This is a genomic window from Micromonospora sp. NPDC023888 (assembly GCF_040639415.1).
GTDB lineage: Bacteria > Actinomycetota > Actinomycetes > Mycobacteriales > Micromonosporaceae > Micromonospora.
The window spans coordinates 1-17,230 of record NZ_JBEZZW010000069.1 but is presented as its reverse complement, the minus strand read 5'-3'; the positions used below and the strand labels follow the sequence as shown (position 1 = coordinate 17,230).

Sequence of the window (17,230 nt, the reverse complement as noted above, 5' to 3'; positions counted from 1 at the left end):
TCCAACTGGCTCACCCCGCACGGCCGGGAAACACTGGGCGGCCGCCCCTTCGGCGACGGCACCCCGCCTCCGCCGCCGGCTGAGCCCGTCGACCCCGCACACACCCCACTGCGCTAGGCCAAGAGCTCCCAACGAAATGGTGTTGGGCGTGTCCTTGGGACGTGAGGGCGTGCGGAAATCTCTTGCTGGCACCGTCGCTGTAATGCGAAACCACAGACCCGACTGGTACCGACTTTCGCTGCACGGGATAACGAGAATCGGTGACGGTCATTACATGCTGGCTCCACGGACGCCTAGTTGCATTCCGACGGATCGCGGAATCCATCGCAATCGCCGACGAAGACGACAATGTCCGCGCTGCCCGCGGTGCCACGATGTCGCTAATCATGGGAAGGTAAGGAGAATGAGCACCAACAAGACAGCTTTGCATTGGATCAACGGCAAGTGGGTCGACTCGGCGCAGCACGGGGAAAGCATCAACCCCGCTACCGGCGAGGTTGTCGGCCGCTACGCCGATGCCGGCCGCGATGAAGCCGAGCAGGCGGTACGGGCAGCGACGACTGCCTTCCGCGACACCAACTGGGCGAACGACATGGAGTTCCGCACCAAGGTGCTCCTGGAGATCGCGGCGTCCTTCGCGCGGCACGAGCGCGAACTCGCCGATCTCACCACCTTGGAGAACGGCAAGACAATCGGTGAGGCCGAGTTCGAGGTCAGCTTCGCCAAGGGCAACTTCACCACCGCTGCCGCCCTGGCGCAAACCACCTACGGTCGAGTCATGGAGGTTGAGCCCGGCAAGCACACCATGGTGGTCCGGGAACCGGTCGGCGTTACGGCCGTCATCACTCCGTGGAATTCGCCGAGCGCTCTGATGGCCCGCGACCTCGCCCCAGCGCTCGCCGCCGGCTGCACCGCGGTGGTCAAGCTACCCGGACAGACCCCGCTGCTCAACGAGGCAATCAGCCGAGTTTTTGCAGATGTACCGAGCCTTCCGGCCGGCGTGGTCAACGTGATCACCGAAAGCGGCAGCGAAGCGGCGAAGTGGCTGGTGGACACCCCGGACGTCCCGGCGATCATGTTCACCGGCAGTACCCCGACCGGCCGAGCCATCGGCGCCGCGGCCGCGAAGAACATCAAGCGCGTCGGACTCGAACTCGGCGGCAAGACCCCGCACGTCGTGTTTGATGACGCGGATCTCGAGCTGGCGCTCATGGTCATCGAGAAGTCGCTCACCATCTTCACCGGGCAGTTTTGCATCACCGCCAGCCGACTGATCGTGCAGCGTGGCGTTTACGAAACTGTCAAGCAGCGACTGGCAGAGCGTCTGTCCAACGTGAAGGTCGGCCCCGGCGTGGACCGCTCCAACGACATGGGTGCCTTGATCGACAAGGCCAGCGTGAACCGTGTGAACCGGATGGTCGAGGAGGCCATCGCCGCCGGTGCGATCCCGGTCGTGCGCGGCGGACCCGTAACGGATGGCGATCTCGCCAAGGGCGCGTTCTACCGGCCAACCCTGCTCGAGGTCACCGACTCATCGCTGCCGATCGTTCAGCAGGAGGTGTTCGGGCCGGTCCAGACAATCCAGGTGTTCGACACCGAGGAGGAAGCGATCGCGCTCGCTAACGACAGCGAGTACGGCCTGGGCGCGAGCGTCTGGAGCAGCGACGTGAACCGTCCGCTGCGGGTTGCCCGGAAGGTGCAGGCAGGCATGCTCTGGATCAACGACTGGGGCCAGCTCCCGAACCAGTTCGAAATCGGTGGCTACAAGCAGAGCGGCGTTGGCCATGCGAACGGCCCCGGCGGTATCGACCACTTCCTCGAATACAAGACAATCACCCAGAAGTTTGCCTGAGCCCGCTGTCGGCTGACCGCCGGCTGCGAACAGGGTGTTCCCGCTGATTCAGACCCATGTCTGCATCTTAGTGGGTCGGCGGGATCCCCCATTGCCCATGTCGCGGTGTCCGAGTGGTCGTCGCAACGGTGACGAGCACGTCCGCCGCGGGCATGCAGGGGGAGATTTCAGTCGATGACATCGCACGTGCCGCTGGCATTTTTCAGGGTAAGCGGATCGCGGCGATGCCAGGCACTGAAGGGCCGACGCACCTAGCAAGTTCGGCGGCTGTACCACCGCTGGACGTCCAAAGCGTTGTCGCGTGGCACAAGAGCCACAGCGACCGAGGTTTCGACAAAGGAGTTGTACCGTGTCTGTTTTTCCCACCCATGAAGGCCGGGTGGCTGTCGTCACCGGTGCTGGACGGGGTATCGGTCAGGCTGTCGCCCGTAACCTCGGTGAGCGCGGCGCGACGGTCGTCGCGATCGATCTGAAGAACCCGGAAGAAACGGTGGACCTGCTTACGAGTGGTGGTCACACAGCGATTGGTCTCACGGCGGATGTGTCCGACCCGGAGCAGACCGCCGCCGCCGGCGCGGAGGCCATCGGCCGGTTCGGGAAGGTGGACATCCTGGTGAACAACGCCGGCATCTTCCCGTTTTACACGATTGAGGAGCTCGACTACGACAAGTGGCGGCGGGTGCTCGCGGTCAACCTGGACTCGCAGTTCCTGATGGTCAAGGCCGTCCTGGCGGGGATGAAGAAGGGTGGTTGGGGTCGGATCGTGAACCTGACCTCGAACTCGATCATCACCGCGGCTCCCGGCCTGTCGCACTACATGGCGAGCAAGATGGGCGACATCGGGTTCAGCAGGGGTTTGGCCAACGACCTCGCCCCGTTCGGTATCACCGTCAACGCGGTCGGGCCGACCCTAACCATCACCCCGGGCGTGCGGGAGATCCACCCGCCGGAGGCCCTCGAGGCGATCGCCCAGGCCCAGGCGATCAAGCGCAACGCCCTGCCGGACGACCTGGTCGGGACGATCGCGTTCCTGACCAGCGACGACGCCGCTTTCGTTACCGGACAAACGATCATGGCCGACGGCGGATACGCCCGTTGACCAACGTCGGCCTCCGCTGAGGTCTGGCGGGCGATGTCCTTGTCACCCGCCAGACCCATCGGCGTGGCCGGTCCAGCTGGCGACTCGTGCGCTATCCGGGTGATCTGGGGTCACCTGTGGCCGGCTGACACTGCATGGGTTGGCGGCCTGACCATCCCAAAATCGCACTCAAGGGCGCCGGCCGGCACCCGGCCGAGCATCGTCTACAGGACCGTTCGAAGGACAGACAACTGGAGGGGTTATGCCGGTATACGACCGAACGACGATTCCGGAGTCCGTTGGCCGGGGCAGCCTGGACCCTGAGCTCGCTGCCTGGTTGCCGACCGGTCCCACGCTCGGCGCTGACGTGTCGATCGCCCAGGGTCGACGGGATCACACCGTGTTGGGCAAGGGCCCATGGCCGCCCATCGGAGCGGTCGACACCCTGGTGCTGCCTGGCCCGCACGGGTCGCTGACCGTGCGCCGGCACACGCCGACGCGCCCGACCAGCGACCCCATCGGGGCCTTGGTCTACATCCACGGCGGCGGCTTCACCTACGGCACCCTGGACGAGTTCGAAAGCGCGATGCGGGTCATCGCCGAGCGCGCCGGAATCGCCACCTATGTCGTGGACTACCAGCTCGCGCCGGAGGCGAAGTACCCGGTGCAGATCGATGAGATCGAGTACTTCGTCCGCTGGCTCTTCGACCATGCCGCTGAGCAAGGGGTGAACCCAGCGAAGATCGCGCTGGGCGGCGACTCGGCCGGCGGCAACATGACGTGCGTCGTCGCGCTGAAGCTGCGCGACGAAGGAGGCCCGCAGCTGGCGCTGCAGGTCCCGCTGTTCCCCGAGGCCGCGTTCCCCGGCGACACGTTCGCCGGTAGTGAGAACCGCAGCGGCCTGTACCTGGAGACCAACGGCATCTACGAGATGGTCCGCAACTACCTCAAGAACACCGACGATGGCCGCGACCCGTACATCACCCCGTTGAACGCGCCCTCCCACGCGGACCTGCCGCCCACGATCCTGGTCACCAACGGCTTCGACCCGCTGCGCGACGTCGGCCACGCCTACGCGCGCAAGCTCGCCGCGGCCGGAAACGACCTCACCTACGTCCACAACCCCGACCTGACGCACGGGTTCCCGCAGTTCACCCGCTACTCCAAGGCGTGCCACCAGGCGACCGAGGAACTGGCCGACCTCATCCACGCCCGGATCGGATAGTCGAGCAGCGGTTCACGCTGTCCCGCTCCTCGACAGCGCTACCCGGCTGACCACCGGGGTCTCACGTCGGTGTAGAGGACTTTAGGTCAGTGCACAGAACCCGATTGGCGACGGCCGCGGCAGCGCCTGGACTCCACAGCGCGAACGCGGCCGTGGACAGTCGCTGTCTCAGCGCACGCGTGGCTTCCATCGAAGTCTTCCCGGCTTCCTTCTTCGCATCGAAATAGGTGCCGCCTCGGTCCGGGAGTGTGGATCTAACGCCACTGCATAATCTGCAGGCAATAGGGCGGCGCGCACCAGAGGTGTCCACACGGGACTTGCCTTCCTACGACGGAAATGGGATCAAGAGACGCGCCGGGCACCGAGTGGATCAGGTAATCCGGACACCACCGTCGACGTACAGCTCGTGGGCGTTGACTCCACCGTTGCCCAACAAGAAGCGGGTCGCGTCGACGATCTCGGAAAGAGTCACGAGCCGGCCGATCGGAGTGCGGGCGGCCGCCGGATGTTCGGCGTCCCACCATTTCGGACTGCCGCCGACGGCGCCGGGGGTGCAGGACGTTGACGCGATGTGGGGCGATCTCGTCGGCCGGTCCTGCAGGTTCTCTGGTGGTGGTCGCGTCCGTGGTTCCGCCGCCTGCGGGCCCTGGACTCGGTCGACGTGATCCGATGGCCGGCCGCCGACGAGACGCCGTGGGCGGCGTCGTCCCGGCGCCTGGCCGTACGGGCCCGGGAGGAATGGCCGCCACGGTCGTCGACCTCGGCGTCCTCCCCCTGGTCAGCGCGAAGGTCGAGCCGTTGACCCGGCGCATCTACGACATCGCACTCCCCCTGATCCCGTTGGAACGGCTAGGCGATCACCGAGGGCGTCCAGTTCGTCAGCACCGACGAGAGCGACCGCCTCAGCCGCATGCTCGCCTCCACGCTCACTGCCGCGATCGGTATCAGCGGTCGGCCGGCCCGTCGCCATCAAGGCACTCGACGGCGAGTTCTCCGGGACGCCCCGCATCTGCGGGGCGTCCCGGAGCGCAACCGGTGACGTCTCCCGTCTCGCCGTTCCTGTCAGTCCGCGCTAGCCGTCACCCGGAACCGGCAACCAGCGACCGCTTCCACCTGCTCCGAGCAGCGGCGGATGCACCTCGTCGGCGAAATGCTTGGTGATGATGACCTCGATCGGAGGATCGGCCTGACGTGACAGCCGAGTACCGGCAGCGTCTCCAGGATCCAGAACTGGATCCGCAACACCTGATCCGCGTCGAGACGAACGGCGGGATCCTCAGCACGAGACGGATTATCTGGATAACCACGTCACACCAGGCTCGGCGGAAGGACCACAGCCCGAGCCAATGACCTAGGTCACCCGTCAAGCATCTGGTGGGACGGATTCGTCAACCATGTGGTGGGACTAGACAAATCGGCTTGCTGAGCGGACCGCGTGGCCCCTTGGGACGGTCAGTAACGGTCGAGGTTCTGGCTGGGCGCCATAACGATGCGTGGAGATGCGTCCGGTTGCAGCCACGCCAGTACCTGGAGCAGGTTGGACTGTGCCAACGAGACACAACCGGCGGTACCTCCGCTCCCCATGACGTGTAGGAAGATGCCGCTGCCGCGGGCCGGGGTGGCTGCCCTCGCCGGGATGTTGTAGTTGATGACCGCGAAGTAGTTGTACTGCGGCACGGTCTGCCACAGCGCCTCGCTGTACCCGCCCGGGTTCGTGCCATGCACGAAGCTGTTGTACGTAGACGAGCTGGGATTCTCATCCCAGTAGTCGTTCGCCACAAGCTGGTGGTAGCTGTACTTGACGCCAGGGTTGGCGTACACGCCGTACATGGTGGAGCCGATGCCATAGACGCCTGTGGGCGTCGTAGGGACGCCCTCCACATGGCTGTCGCTGAACCCCTTGGTGCCGATCCGCGCGCTCATCATCCCGAACTTCGGCCGCCACACGCCGTTGACCTTTTCGAACGTCTCGAGGGTCGCGACGCTCGTACCGTAGCCGCTGCTGTGGACGACGATGAGCTGACGGGTGCTGCCCGGAATGGTGTGTAGCCGGGAGGCGATGTTGCTCTCCGCGGCCGGCGTCGCGGCCTTGCTTGTCGGGACGTGCGACGGCGACCGGCTGGGAGATGCCTTCGTGGACCGGCTCGCCGAAGGCGACGGGGACCGACTAGCCGAAGGCGATGAGGAGGGACTAGCCGAAGGCGATGAGGAGAGACTTGCGGCGTCAGTCGGTCCGGGAGCGCCGGTCACCGAGGTATCGACCGGAGCCTGCCCGGCGTCCATCGTGCCGTTCCGGCCCGGAGTTGCGCAGGACGTGAGTCCGAGCCCGCCGAGCAGCGCCACCGCGATGGCACCGAACACTGCCCGCTTGAATGGCGTTCGCATTCCTACTCCTCCAATGGTTCTCGATGTCCGCCAGCCGTCTGCCCGGAAGGCGACCGCGACTCAGGGGACTCTGCGCGTAGTCGGTCTGAGGTGTCGCAGGTGCGACCTCGCGAACGGCAAGGGCCGCGCTGGAGATCAACTGACTCCGCTCATCCGGCGTCGTCGGTCTGGCCGGCGTTACATATGAGGGGCGGTGCTCGCCGGATCGAGAGCATCGTCGGCGACGGGGAACGACTCGGGCGAGCTTCGGCCGCCATCGTTGATGTCAACTAGTGATGTCAGCCGCTCCTGTTGGCTCCCTGCCCGCTGCTGGTAGAACCGCCGAATGGATCAACTGACCGACCCGGCGCAGCTGGCCGGGTACGCCGCCGAACTACTCGCCTGGTTCGCACCCGACGAGGCCGCGTTGGCCGGGCTGACTGCGGTCCCCGGCGACGAGACCCGCGCCGCCACCCGTGCGAGCGCATGGCGAGCCCGGCCGGCGCCGGCACCAGCCCGAGCAGCCGGAACAGCCGGCCCGCCGACGCCGGCAGCGCGAGGTACGACGGTTCGAAGGCGGCCCGGACGGCGGAGCTGTCATCATCGTCGACGCGCAGCTGCGCGACCCGCCCCCTGCGCGAGCAGCTCGTCGACGTGCCCGCGCACGCTCAGATGCGACCGGTCGGCCAGACGGGCGCCGGCGATGCGCGGGGCCAGGGGCAGGTGCCCGCAGATTTCGGCCAGCTGCTGAGCCGCAGCGGGGTCGGCCCCGATACGGTCGGCCCCGGCGGTGCGGGCCAGCAGCCCACGCCACCCCGGTCACCACGGTGGCACGGCGCTGCGGGTGGGCGTCCGCGAGCGCCTTCATCGACGTCTTCCGGCGGGCCTTCGGGCACACGCCCGGTTCACATCATCAGTAAGCCGCACATCTCGCAGGGTTCCCCCTTCGACCGAACGTCCTGGGCCCGCACCGCTCACACGACGGATACCGTTGTGGCTCTGGCCGCGTCAACGCCTGCAAACTGCCTATCGAGGCCCACACCACACTGGATTCCCGACGACGCGGGAAGCCCTGGTACCAGCCGGCGTGTTGCCAACCGGCGAGGTGGGAACGAAGATCGACGCATGCCAGTTAGCAGGATCATTCCGGACCTCAAGAGCACATCGCTGGGGCCGGCCAAGGCCTTTTACACCCAGGTTCTCGGGCTGCAGGTGGTCATGGATCACGGCTGGATTGTGACACTGGCGGACCCTGAGCGTCCCCACGTGCAGCTGAGTCTCATGACCCATGACGCGACCGCTCCCGTCGTCCCGGTTGCCTCGATTCAGGTCGACGACGTGGAGGCCAGCTACCAGGCCGCGCGGGCCGCGGGAGCCGAGATCGTGCACGAATTGACCGAAGAGCCCTGGGGGGTGCGACGATTTTTCGTCAGGGATCCGGACGGCCACGTGATCAATATCCTCGCGCACGACTGAGCTGCGAGATCGTTGTGGCCTCTCGGAAATAGTGCCGGCAACCTGTGCTGGCACACGGACTGCTGCACCGGCGTGAGGGCTGGATCTGGAACAACGACACAGAGATGGCCGAATGGAACCAGCCTGGCGGCAGCGGCCGACGCCCGCCTTGTGATCGTGCCGCGCCGCGGCCACATCGGCACCATCGCCGAGACCGCGACGCTCGACTACGCCACCCCTGGGCTGATGCGCACGCGTGCGGCCGAGCAGCTCGACACCGCGGGGACGTTGACACCGGACCAGCGGTTGTTGCGCGTCCTGCTCGACGACAATCAGCCCGCGTTTGAGCAGGCCCTTCAGCAACGCCTCGTGACGCACCGCGAGAGCGTCGGCACCGACCCGGCGGCACAGAGTCTCCTACCGGTCGGGGCCGTCACACTGACCGCCCTCGCCCAGCTCGCCCACGGCTGGCAGGTGGGCATCCGGTCCGCCTACCTGCCCGAAGCACTACTGAGTACATCGCAGCGGTAAACGGCTGCCGTTCCGTACCGACCCCGGCCTGTCGCGGTCCCCAGTCACGAGCTATCGGTGCGGCCAGGCGCCCCGCTGAGTCGGCAGCAGCAGCAGGGGCGCGAGGTCGCCGATGACCGCCGCGGCCAGCAGCGTACGCCCGAGCCCGAGCCCGACCCGCGACGTCTTCGGTGGCCGCCGCGCCCCCGATCCCCTAGACCTTCAAAGTCGTGGGCACAGCCCTCGTCCGCGATCAGCGCCTCGGATCACTCGCGGGGGCCGACCCCGCTCCCGGTGTCCAACCGGTAGGCACGGATGATCGTCTGGGTAACCGTGGTGCCGTCGGCGTCGATGGCGGTGGCCCGTAGCGACGCGAATCCGGCCCCGGCGGGATGCCGGACTGTGGCGGTCCAGCCGGCCTGCGTCGCCCACAACGGCGCCTTCGACCAGGTGGCACCGTCGTCGTAGGAGATCTCGACGGCAAGTCTGGCGATCCGCGGCGCGGGTGCGCCAGGCTGGCCCTCGACCGACACCGGCAGTGCGAAGGCGCGGTCCGCGGGCGCGGCGTCGTTCGCGTCCAGGGCTGGGGTGAACCGCACCGCCGAGAGGGGCAGCCGGATCGGGTCTGCGCCGTCGGCGTGACCTGAGCGGAACGTCCACGCCGCACTGAGCCGGGTAGTCAGTTCGTCGCCGCTGCGGACGTCGGCGACTTCCAGCCGGTAGTCGGCGACCTGCGACGGCACGGTGAAGGATCCGCTACCGGACCGGGCGAACTCACCGACCAGCTCGCCGTTGCGATAGAGGGCGGTGCGCGAGCTGTCGGTTGGCACGAGCGACCCGGCGTGCCCGGCCCGGTCTCCGTAGAGGGGGAGGCCGACGGCGATCTCGTCGCCGGTGCGGCTCGCCCACTTCCACGGCGCTTCACCCTCCTGGCCGAAGGCGGGACCGGTCGGGCCGGCGTTCCACTGGTCTCGGTGGACCCCGCCCGGGCGGTAGGCGGTCGGCTGCCGGTACAGCCGTCGCTGCGCAACGAAACGCCCCTTGTCGTCGGTGGTACCCGGCTGCAGTTCCGCCGTCCAGCGCACACCGACCTGGAGGTATTCCACCCGCGTGGCGGGCAGCGTGGTGGGAACGATCAACGCAGAGACGACGGCCGGGGCCGGGGTGACGAACGGAGAGACCGTACGTTGCGCGGACTGCTTCGGCGCCGACGCGGCGAACTGCTGGTGCACGGCGACCAGGTCACCAGCGCGGTAGTCCCGGGCGAAACCGCTCGGCAGCCTCCCGGGGAAGCTCTCCGCCACGGCGTACAGGTAGGGACTGTCGGTGAAGTCGCCAGCGCCGTCGGGCTTCGCCCACTGCGCGGCCACGCTGCCGACCATCGCGCTCGGCGCCGCGGCGGCGCCGATCTGCCCGATGCGTACGCCCGATACGCCGTCGCCCGTCAGGAACATGCCCGCCGGCCAGGACTGGTAGGAGGGATAGAAGCTGTAACCGACGTCGACGAAGCCCATCCGAGCGGACTGCTCCGGCACCGTCAGGGTGACCGACCCGGCCGCCCGGGCGTCCAGGGTGATGGTCAGGTCTTTGGTCAGATCGACCACGGGCTGCACCAGCATGGCGGTCTCCGGCCCGGAGCCGAGGTACGCACCCAGGTTGTACCGGCCCTCGGGCAGCCGCACGGTGGAGGTTCCGTCCGCGTCCACCGCGGGCCAGTCCGCCACGTTGCGGCCCCAACCCGAGACGGCGGCGAACGCGTCCTGGGTGGGCGAGCCGTTCCGGTCGAGGTAGCGGAGGGTCAGCTCGTGAGTCTCCTCCTCCGCGCCGGTCTCGCTCGCGGCGACCTGGGCAGGCACCTGCGGCACGCCCCGGTACCGGGCGCGGACGAGGCTCACGACATCGAACTGCCGCCGGTCGACGCTACCGGCACGGACTTGCGCCATCGTGTCGCGGGGCAGCACGTACACGCTGCCGCCGGTCCGCACGACCGCGAACCGCATGCCGGCGCGACCCGCGCCGGGCCGCACCGACACGTTGTTCCCGGCCGGGTCGGCGAGAGTGACCTGGTCACCGGTCCGCAGCGTCACCGTGTACGGCCCTGGGGCCGTCTCGGCTGCCGCGCGCGACGGCGTCGTGTCGGCCGCGCCGTGGCCGGCCGCCGGCAGCACCAACGCCGCGCCGGTGGCGATCACCGCGGCCAGGGATGGGATCGATTTGAGCACGGTCGAACTCCTTGTTCGTCAGGGGCGGGGCGGGGCCGCGTTCGAGAAGCGGCTGCCGATCAGAACTGATGCCTCGGACTTTTCCTGGCGGGCGAGCAACGATCCCGAGTCCGGGTCGATGACGAGTCGCGTCCTGACGGAGCTACCGTCCGCGTTGCGGTAGGCGTAGCTGATGCCGGCGCCGGCTCGGCCCTTGGCGTCCCGAACGTTCCCCTCCGCGGTGAGCCCGGGCAGACCGGCCAGCATCCGGTAGGTCGCGACCCGCACCGAAGGGGCCACCGGCAGCTGGCTCAGCAACGTCCAGGACTGCGAGAAGAGCATCTCCACCCGCCACCTCGCGATCTGGTCCGGCGTCCAGGTGCCGTTCCGGCCCGTGGTGTCGTCCAGCTCGATCAGGTACGCCCTCAGCCTGTCCGGATCGGTGGGCAGCGCCCGGACCTGGGCGTAGGTGAGGCGCGTTCCGCCGAGCTCGAAGGTGCCGTCGGACATGACCGAGACCTCGCGGGGGCCGGGTGCGGCCGACAATTCTCGCCCCCCACTCCGCCTACCTTCCGGGCCGGTCAGGGCCCATTTCGTCGGCGAACCCGCAGCCCGCCAGGTCGCCCTGTCGGCATCCGTGGCCGGGGCAGCGCCGAGCCACCGGACCACGGAGGTGACATCTCCGCCGGATCCCAGCGCGTGCCAGGTCTGCACCTCGGAGCGCCCGAGGACCTGGTAATCGCCGACGTCGTAGACGTGGTGGAGCTCGACCGTGGTCACCCAGTAGTCGCCGGTCGTCGGGGCGCCGGTGGTGGTTCTCTCGGCAGCGGCCAGCAGGATGTCCCGGGCCGTGACGGGCTGGGCCGGCGCGACGGACCGGTCGGTGGGCGACGGCGACTCAGCCGGCGGGTTCGCCGCCGCCACGACGACGGCCATGCCGGCGACGACGGCGGCAACCGTCGGGAGTCCTGCCAGGACCAGACGGCGGGCGGCACGCCGGGCGGGACGTACCGGGGCCGGCTGGTCGGAGAAGGACGGGGCGGTCCGGTCCGGCGTGTCATCGAGCACCGCGGGACGCGCCTCAGCAATCAGCTGCAAGGTGCCACGATGTCGGTTCATCTGCGAATCTCCTCTGCGGGACGGGATGGAACAACGACGGCCGACTCTTCGGCGCGAGCCTGCTCGAAGCGCCTGCGGGCGCGGTGCAGCCGTACCAGGAAGGTGGGCGTGGCGCAGCCGAGCACCTGCGCGGCCTCCCTGGTCGAGAGACCGTGCCACCCGACCAATGTGAGGATTTCCCGGTCCGCGCCGTTCAGCGCGTCGAGGGCCGCGAGGGTCACCGCTCGTTCCGCCACCGCCTCGGCGACGTCGCCCTCGACAGCGGCCGACGCCTGCGACAGCAGGCGCAGCTGGCGGGCCGCATCCCGATGCCGCTCGTGCACGACGTTGCGCGCCACGCCGAGCAGCCACGGGAGCGGGTCGGCGGGGATGGCGTCGAGCCGTCGCCAGGCCACGAGGAAGGTGTCATTGACGATGTCGTCCGCGAGGTCACGTCCGGCCCGGCTGACCGCGTAGGCATACACCTGGCGGTGATGCTGGCCGAAGAGCGCGGCGAACCGGTCACGGGCTGAAGGGTGTGTCACTCGCGCCGCTCCTTCGGAAGGGTGAGCCGTCGACCAGTAGTGACAGCGGAGGCGTCATCCTTACCGACGATCGCGAGGGAATTGCAGTAACGGCAGCAACGCTCACCGATACGATCCGCCACTGCGGCGACGAGCCGTAGTGCACGGAGCCGGCGTGGGCGTCCTCGGGTTGTCCGTATCTGGGGGCGAGCGCCGCGAGGAATCTGGGACAGGAGGCTAGCCTGGAGCGGCGAACGACCTTGGGGGAGACAGTGGTGGGGGATCTCGACGAGGCGGCGGCGATCTTCACGGGCGTGCGGCCACGTCTGTTCGGGATCGCGTACCGCATGTTGGGCAGCGCCAGCGAGGCCGAGGACCTGGTGCAGGACGTGTGGCTGCGCTGGCAGGCGACCGACCGGAGCGTGGTGAAGAATCCGGGCGCGTTTCTGGCGACGACCACGACGCGGCTCGCGATCAATGAGCTGCAGTCGGCGCGGGCGCGCCGCGAGACGTACGTCGGTCCGTGGCTGCCGGAGCCGGTCGACACCAGCGCGGACCCGTTCCTGGGCGCCGAGCGCGGGGAGGCGCTCGAGCTCGCGGTCCTGATGCTGATGGAGAAGCTCACTCCGCAGGAGCGGGCGGCGTACGTGTTGCGGGAGGCGTTCGACTACCCGTACCGGCAGATCGCCACAATCCTGGAGTCCACCGAGCCGGCCGTGCGGCAGCTGGTCAGCCGGGCGCGTAAGCACGTCGCCGGCGAGCGGAAGATCCCGGTGCCCGAGTCCGCGCAGCGCCGGCTGCTGGCAACCTTCCTCGAGGCCGCCCGTACCGGTGATCTCGAAGCGCTGGAGAAGTTGTTCGCGGCCGACGTGGCGAGCATCTCCGACGGCAACGGCGCGCGGCAGGTCTCCCGGAAGGCGGTCGTGGGCGCGGCCCGGGTGGCGAAGTACATCGCCGCGTTCTCGGCCGACTACTGGGAGGGCATGGACCTGCGGTGGGTCACCACGAACGGGCAGACCAGCGCGATCATGCGCCGCGGTGACACGGTCCTCGGGATCGTCACGGTCGTCGCCTCTGCGGACGGTATCGACCAGGTGCTGTGGATGATGAATCCGGAGAAGATCACCGCCATGGCCGACGTCACAAACTAAGGGGCAGCCCGGTCTCTATTGGCGAAGGCGAGAGACAGGGGAACGAAGGTGCGGACCATCCTGGTGGTCGGCGGCGGGTACGCCGGCTTCTACACGGCCTGGAAGCTGGAGAAGAAGCTGCGCCGGGGCGAGGCGCGGGTCATCGTCGTCGACCCCCGGCCGTACATGACCTATCAGCCGTTCCTGCCCGAGGTGGTGGCCGGCTCGGTGGAGGCGCGCCACGCCGCCGTCTCACTGCGCCGGCACCTGCGGAAGACGGAGATCATCGCGGGCCGGGTGACGGCGATCGACCACGCACGCAAGACGGTCACGGTGCGCACGGCCGTGGGTCGGGAATACCCGCTCGCGTACGACATCATCGTCGTGACCGCCGGTGCGGTGACCCGCACCCTGGCCATCCCCGGGGTGAGCGACCACGCGATCGGCATGAAGCATGTCGAGGAGGCCGTCGCGATCCGCGACCGGTTGCTGACCGCCTTCGACCAGGCCGCGACGCTGCCGCCCGGGCCGGAGCGCCGGCGGCTGCTCACCGTGACGTTCGTCGGCGGTGGCTTCTCCGGGGTCGAGGGCTTCGGTGAGCTGCTGTCACTGGGGACGGCGCTGATCCGGCGCTATCCCGAGCTGAGCCTGGACGAGCTGAGCTTCCACCTGGTTGAGGCACGCGACCGGATCCTGCCCGAGGTGACCGACGGGCCCGGGGAGTGGGTCGTGCGCTCGCTGACGAAGCGCGGCGCGCGCGTTCACCTGAACGCGCAGCTGCTCTCCGCGCGCGACGGTCACGTGGTGCTGTCCACCGGTGAGGAGTTCGATTCTGAGCTGATCGTCTGGACGGTCGGCAACGCTGCGAACCCGATGGTGCACAACCACAGCGACCTGCCCGTCGACGGGCGCGGGATGCTGGTGGTCCGCGCCGACCTGCGGGTCGGCACCGAGGACGCGCCGGTGCCGGACGCGTGGGGCGCCGGCGACGACGCGGCCGTCCCTGACCTCGCGGCGGAGCGGACCGGCGTCTCGACAGTGCCCAATGCCCAGCACGCGGTGCGCCAGGGCAAGCTGCTGGCCCGCAACATCATCGCCACGCTGCGCGGGCGGGAGCCGAAGCGGTACGTGCACCACAGTCTCGGCACGGTCGCCACGCTGGGCCTCGGCCGCGGCATCTTCCAGTTCCACCGCCTGGTCATCAAGGGCTTCCCGGCCTGGCTGATGCACCGCGGCTACCACGTGCTCGCGGTGCCGACGTGGGAGCGCAAGGTCCGGGTGCTCGCGGTCTGGGCGACCGCCGCGCTGTTCGGCCGGGACATCGTCTCGCTGGCCTCGGTGCAGCACCCCCGGGAGGCGTTCCTGGCCGGCGCGCACGCACCGGCACCCGCGGAGGCGGGTGCTCCGCCGGCGGGTGTCACGGCGGGCGATGCCGCGCGTTCATGACGACGTCGTACGCCGGCTTGCGGCTGCCTGCCACTTGGGCGACGTCACCGCGATCGAGGCCGTCCTCGGCGCGGACGCCGTTGCGGTGTGCGACAGCGGCGGCCGCGTGCCCGCTCCGATCCGTCCCGTGCACGGAGCAGCCGAGGTCGTCCGGCTGCTCCGTGCCCTGCTGCCCGGAACCGACCTGACCGTTGAGAGCGTCAACGGGCACGCCGGACTGGTGATCCGCCAGACCGGGCGTGCCGTCGCCGTGATCGCCGTGAGCTGCGACGAGGCCCGGGCCGCAACCCTTTGGATCATGCTGAATCCCGCCAAACTGCGGGACTGGCACCGCGGCTGAACCAAACCACCGCCGCAGGACGCTATGCCGTGCGGGCTGTCACCGATGCCGAGTCAGCTGGTGGGATCGTGCGGTTGGGTCATGGCACGCGTGCCCTGCAACAGTCCAGTGGACTGACCGATCTCGATGAGGTACCCGTCTGGGTCCCGCAGGTAGCAGCGGATCTCAGACTCGCGGTCGATCGGCGGCGTCAAGAACTGCGCACCGTTCGCCGTCCACTGCTCGTAACAGGCGCGGATGTCCGCGACCCGCAAGTTCAGGAAGATCGAGGTGGTGTCGCCGGGCTGGTAGTCGACCACCGAGATTCCGGGCTTGTCGGGGGTGGGCGGGCCACCCGGATTCATGATGATCCACGAATTGGACAGCCTGACGATGCATGGGTTCTCGTTCAGCACGACGGTGCCGCCCAGAACACGGGCGTAGAAGTGGTGATCGCACGACGGCAACGCCCGCACAGCCCAGGAGATCGCCGAGGCGATCAGAGCAATTCCCATTCAGGTACGAGACCGGCGTCACGGCCGCCTGAGCTCCGGCGGTACGTACTCGAATGTCGGGCCGGCTGTTGTGCTTCCTCCATCGGACATCTCCATCAGTCCCTGCGCCTGGGCCTTGAGGGCGTACATGGTGCCGGTTGCGGCGCCGAGCATCCCCGGGTTGCCGTTGAACGCCTGCTCCAACAGATTCAGCACGGCGCAGTAGGTGTGGTTGAAGTCTTCCTGGGCGGTGCGGATCGGACTACCTGGAGCGTGGTCGGCCAGACGTGGGTTGGGCCGCATCGGGTAGACGCCGCCGAGGTCGATCGAGAGAGCGTCGCCGGTGGGCCCGGATCGCGAGGTGTCACCGCGCCGGTATCGCCGGCCCAGCTTGAGTTCCAGGAACCGGTAGTAGTGCGCGACCTCGTCCCGGTCGGGGTGAAGGATGTCCCGGTCACCGTCCCAGACCTCGCCTCGTCCGGTGCCTTCGCCCTGCTCGACGATCTCCTCCACCGCTGCCATTGCCGAGTTGAGATCGCTGACCGCGATCAGCCGTCCGCCGCTGCGATGGAACGGGCCTGCGGTGACCTGGCGAGCCGGGTCACCGCAGAAGACCGCCCGCTCGCCGAGTTCAGCGCACAGATGGCGCACTCCCTGTTCGATCGCGCTGTAGAACTGCCCGATCGTTTCGTAGCTGTCGCCCTCGGCCGGGGCACCAGGCGGCGCCGGCCGTTCGAGTCGGAGGAACATCTCAATTGCTTCCGCCCCGAACGGAACCAGCGACAGCTCCAGAGAGCGGTCGCCGTGGGGCAGAAGCCTGGGATAGCGCGGCAGCATCTTCGGCGTGTCCAGCCGAGGGTGCCCGCCGACGGCGTTGAGCAGGTTCGCGGCCAGCGCCAGGTGGATCATCTCTTCGACGAAGACGCTGCCCACCACCTGAACGGCTTCCGGGTTGCGCGACGGGTCGAGCGAGTAGATCGCACAGAGGTACGACGGCAGGGTGGCGTGCTCCAACTCGATCGCCCATTGCAGGTGCTTGCGAAGATCTTCGAGCGTCTCAATCCGCATCGTCGATGGGGTTGCCGCTGCGCGTTGCGGTTCTGAGTGAGTCGTGGTCGGGTTGGTCATTTCTCCTCCGTGTGCTCGGTTCGCCACCCGCGCGGGTCAGGCCGTCTCGCGCGCAGCCCGTTGGATGAACGATGCCGCCGCTGCTGAGTGCGAGGTGAACACCGCGCGCGAGGCGCCCCTGACGCTGGGCTTGGTTCCGTTGGCGCGTTCGGCCATGAAGTCGGGCAGATGCCCTCGTACCGCGTGGTGGTGGTCGGTACGCCGGCGGCGCGCCGCTTCGTCGCGTACGCCGATCTCGGCGACTAGGGCGTGTTTCATAAGAACTGGCCGGCCTGCGGCGGGCCCGGACGACGACCGGCGGCGTTGCGGTTTCGCGGCGGCGACGCCACGACATTCCCGGCCGACGCGTTCCGCGCTCTCGCCGCGGCCCTGATCTGACCTTCCAGGGGACGGACACCGTCTGCTC

At 68.6% G+C, this 17,230-nt stretch carries 15 protein-coding genes and 1 pseudogene; 9 read left to right on the top strand and 7 right to left on the bottom strand.

Features of this window, described 5'->3' with window-relative positions; genetic code table 11:
• The 4 genes and pseudogenes from AB0F61_RS33520 to AB0F61_RS33505 all read left to right on the top strand — a co-directional run.
• A pseudogene (locus AB0F61_RS33520) lies at nucleotides 1–117 on the top strand (glutathione S-transferase family protein); the annotation flags it as partial.
• Between the two features lie 286 nt (nucleotides 118–403).
• Nucleotides 404–1,852 carry an aldehyde dehydrogenase family protein gene (locus AB0F61_RS33515; protein WP_357818227.1) on the top strand — a complete coding sequence of 483 codons (1,449 nt, stop codon included), beginning with the start codon at nucleotides 404–406 and terminating at the stop codon, nucleotides 1,850–1,852.
• Nucleotides 1,853–2,231: 379 nt separating this feature from the next.
• Entirely contained in the window at nucleotides 2,232–2,951 is a 720-nt protein-coding gene (locus AB0F61_RS33510; protein WP_357818224.1) for an SDR family oxidoreductase, read from the top strand.
• A 241-nt stretch (nucleotides 2,952–3,192) separates the two neighbouring features.
• Nucleotides 3,193–4,155, top strand: coding sequence for an alpha/beta hydrolase (locus AB0F61_RS33505; RefSeq protein ID WP_357818221.1), 963 nt, complete (start codon nucleotides 3,193–3,195; stop codon nucleotides 4,153–4,155).
• 1,452 nt (nucleotides 4,156–5,607) lie between these two features.
• Here the strand turns inward: AB0F61_RS33505 and AB0F61_RS33500 are convergent.
• Complete coding sequence (locus tag AB0F61_RS33500) at nucleotides 5,608–6,540, bottom strand: L,D-transpeptidase family protein (RefSeq protein WP_357818218.1); 933 nt, start codon at nucleotides 6,538–6,540, stop codon at nucleotides 5,608–5,610.
• Between the two features lie 1,104 nt (nucleotides 6,541–7,644).
• On the opposite strand from AB0F61_RS33500, the gene AB0F61_RS33495 reads away from it, so the two are divergent.
• Together AB0F61_RS33495 and AB0F61_RS33490 are read left to right on the top strand one after the other, a co-directional pair.
• Complete coding sequence (locus AB0F61_RS33495; protein ID WP_357818216.1) at nucleotides 7,645–7,995, top strand: VOC family protein; 351 nt, start codon at nucleotides 7,645–7,647, stop codon at nucleotides 7,993–7,995.
• 156 nt (nucleotides 7,996–8,151) lie between these two features.
• Complete coding sequence (locus tag AB0F61_RS33490) at nucleotides 8,152–8,505, top strand: Imm49 family immunity protein (RefSeq protein WP_357818213.1); 354 nt, start codon at nucleotides 8,152–8,154, stop codon at nucleotides 8,503–8,505.
• A 245-nt stretch (nucleotides 8,506–8,750) separates the two neighbouring features.
• Here AB0F61_RS33490 and AB0F61_RS33485 read toward each other — a convergent pair whose 3' ends face one another.
• Genes AB0F61_RS33485 through AB0F61_RS33475 form a run of 3 tightly spaced genes read right to left on the bottom strand, consistent with a single transcriptional unit; the run spans nucleotide 8,751 to nucleotide 12,328 of the window.
• Nucleotides 8,751–10,706, bottom strand: coding sequence for a hypothetical protein (locus AB0F61_RS33485; protein WP_357818210.1), 1,956 nt, complete (start codon nucleotides 10,704–10,706; stop codon nucleotides 8,751–8,753).
• Between the two features lie 18 nt (nucleotides 10,707–10,724).
• Nucleotides 10,725–11,783 carry a CU044_5270 family protein gene (locus AB0F61_RS33480; RefSeq protein ID WP_357818207.1) on the bottom strand — a complete coding sequence of 353 codons (1,059 nt, stop codon included), beginning with the start codon at nucleotides 11,781–11,783 and terminating at the stop codon, nucleotides 10,725–10,727.
• Nucleotides 11,784–11,800: 17 nt separating this feature from the next.
• Nucleotides 11,801–12,328 carry an RNA polymerase sigma factor gene (locus tag AB0F61_RS33475; protein WP_357818205.1) on the bottom strand — a complete coding sequence of 176 codons (528 nt, stop codon included), beginning with the start codon at nucleotides 12,326–12,328 and terminating at the stop codon, nucleotides 11,801–11,803.
• Between the two features lie 254 nt (nucleotides 12,329–12,582).
• Between AB0F61_RS33475 and AB0F61_RS33470 the strand changes: the two genes are divergently transcribed.
• The 3 genes from AB0F61_RS33470 (at nucleotide 12,583) to AB0F61_RS33460 (ending at nucleotide 15,223) form a co-directional block, all read left to right on the top strand.
• Nucleotides 12,583–13,458 carry an RNA polymerase sigma-70 factor gene (locus AB0F61_RS33470; RefSeq protein WP_357818202.1) on the top strand — a complete coding sequence of 292 codons (876 nt, stop codon included), beginning with the start codon at nucleotides 12,583–12,585 and terminating at the stop codon, nucleotides 13,456–13,458.
• 48 nt (nucleotides 13,459–13,506) lie between these two features.
• Nucleotides 13,507–14,883: an NAD(P)/FAD-dependent oxidoreductase gene (locus AB0F61_RS33465; protein ID WP_357818199.1), complete on the top strand. Its 1,377-nt coding sequence runs from the start codon at nucleotides 13,507–13,509 to the stop codon at nucleotides 14,881–14,883.
• A 127-nt stretch (nucleotides 14,884–15,010) separates the two neighbouring features.
• Nucleotides 15,011–15,223 (top strand): hypothetical protein, encoded by a 213-nt coding sequence (locus AB0F61_RS33460; protein ID WP_357818196.1) that lies wholly within the window; start codon nucleotides 15,011–15,013, stop codon nucleotides 15,221–15,223.
• Between the two features lie 53 nt (nucleotides 15,224–15,276).
• On the opposite strand, the gene AB0F61_RS33455 is transcribed toward AB0F61_RS33460, so the two are convergent.
• From AB0F61_RS33455 to AB0F61_RS33445, 3 genes are read right to left on the bottom strand one after another with little or no spacing between them, the layout of a single operon-like run.
• Nucleotides 15,277–15,717 (bottom strand): VOC family protein, encoded by a 441-nt coding sequence (locus tag AB0F61_RS33455; protein ID WP_357818193.1) that lies wholly within the window; start codon nucleotides 15,715–15,717, stop codon nucleotides 15,277–15,279.
• 18 nt (nucleotides 15,718–15,735) lie between these two features.
• Complete coding sequence (locus AB0F61_RS33450) at nucleotides 15,736–16,824, bottom strand: ferritin-like protein (RefSeq protein ID WP_357818191.1); 1,089 nt, start codon at nucleotides 16,822–16,824, stop codon at nucleotides 15,736–15,738.
• A 36-nt stretch (nucleotides 16,825–16,860) separates the two neighbouring features.
• A complete protein-coding gene (locus AB0F61_RS33445; RefSeq protein ID WP_357818188.1) occupies nucleotides 16,861–17,082 on the bottom strand; it encodes a hypothetical protein in 222 nt (73 codons plus the stop codon).
• Nucleotides 17,083–17,230: the final 148 nt, after the last annotated feature.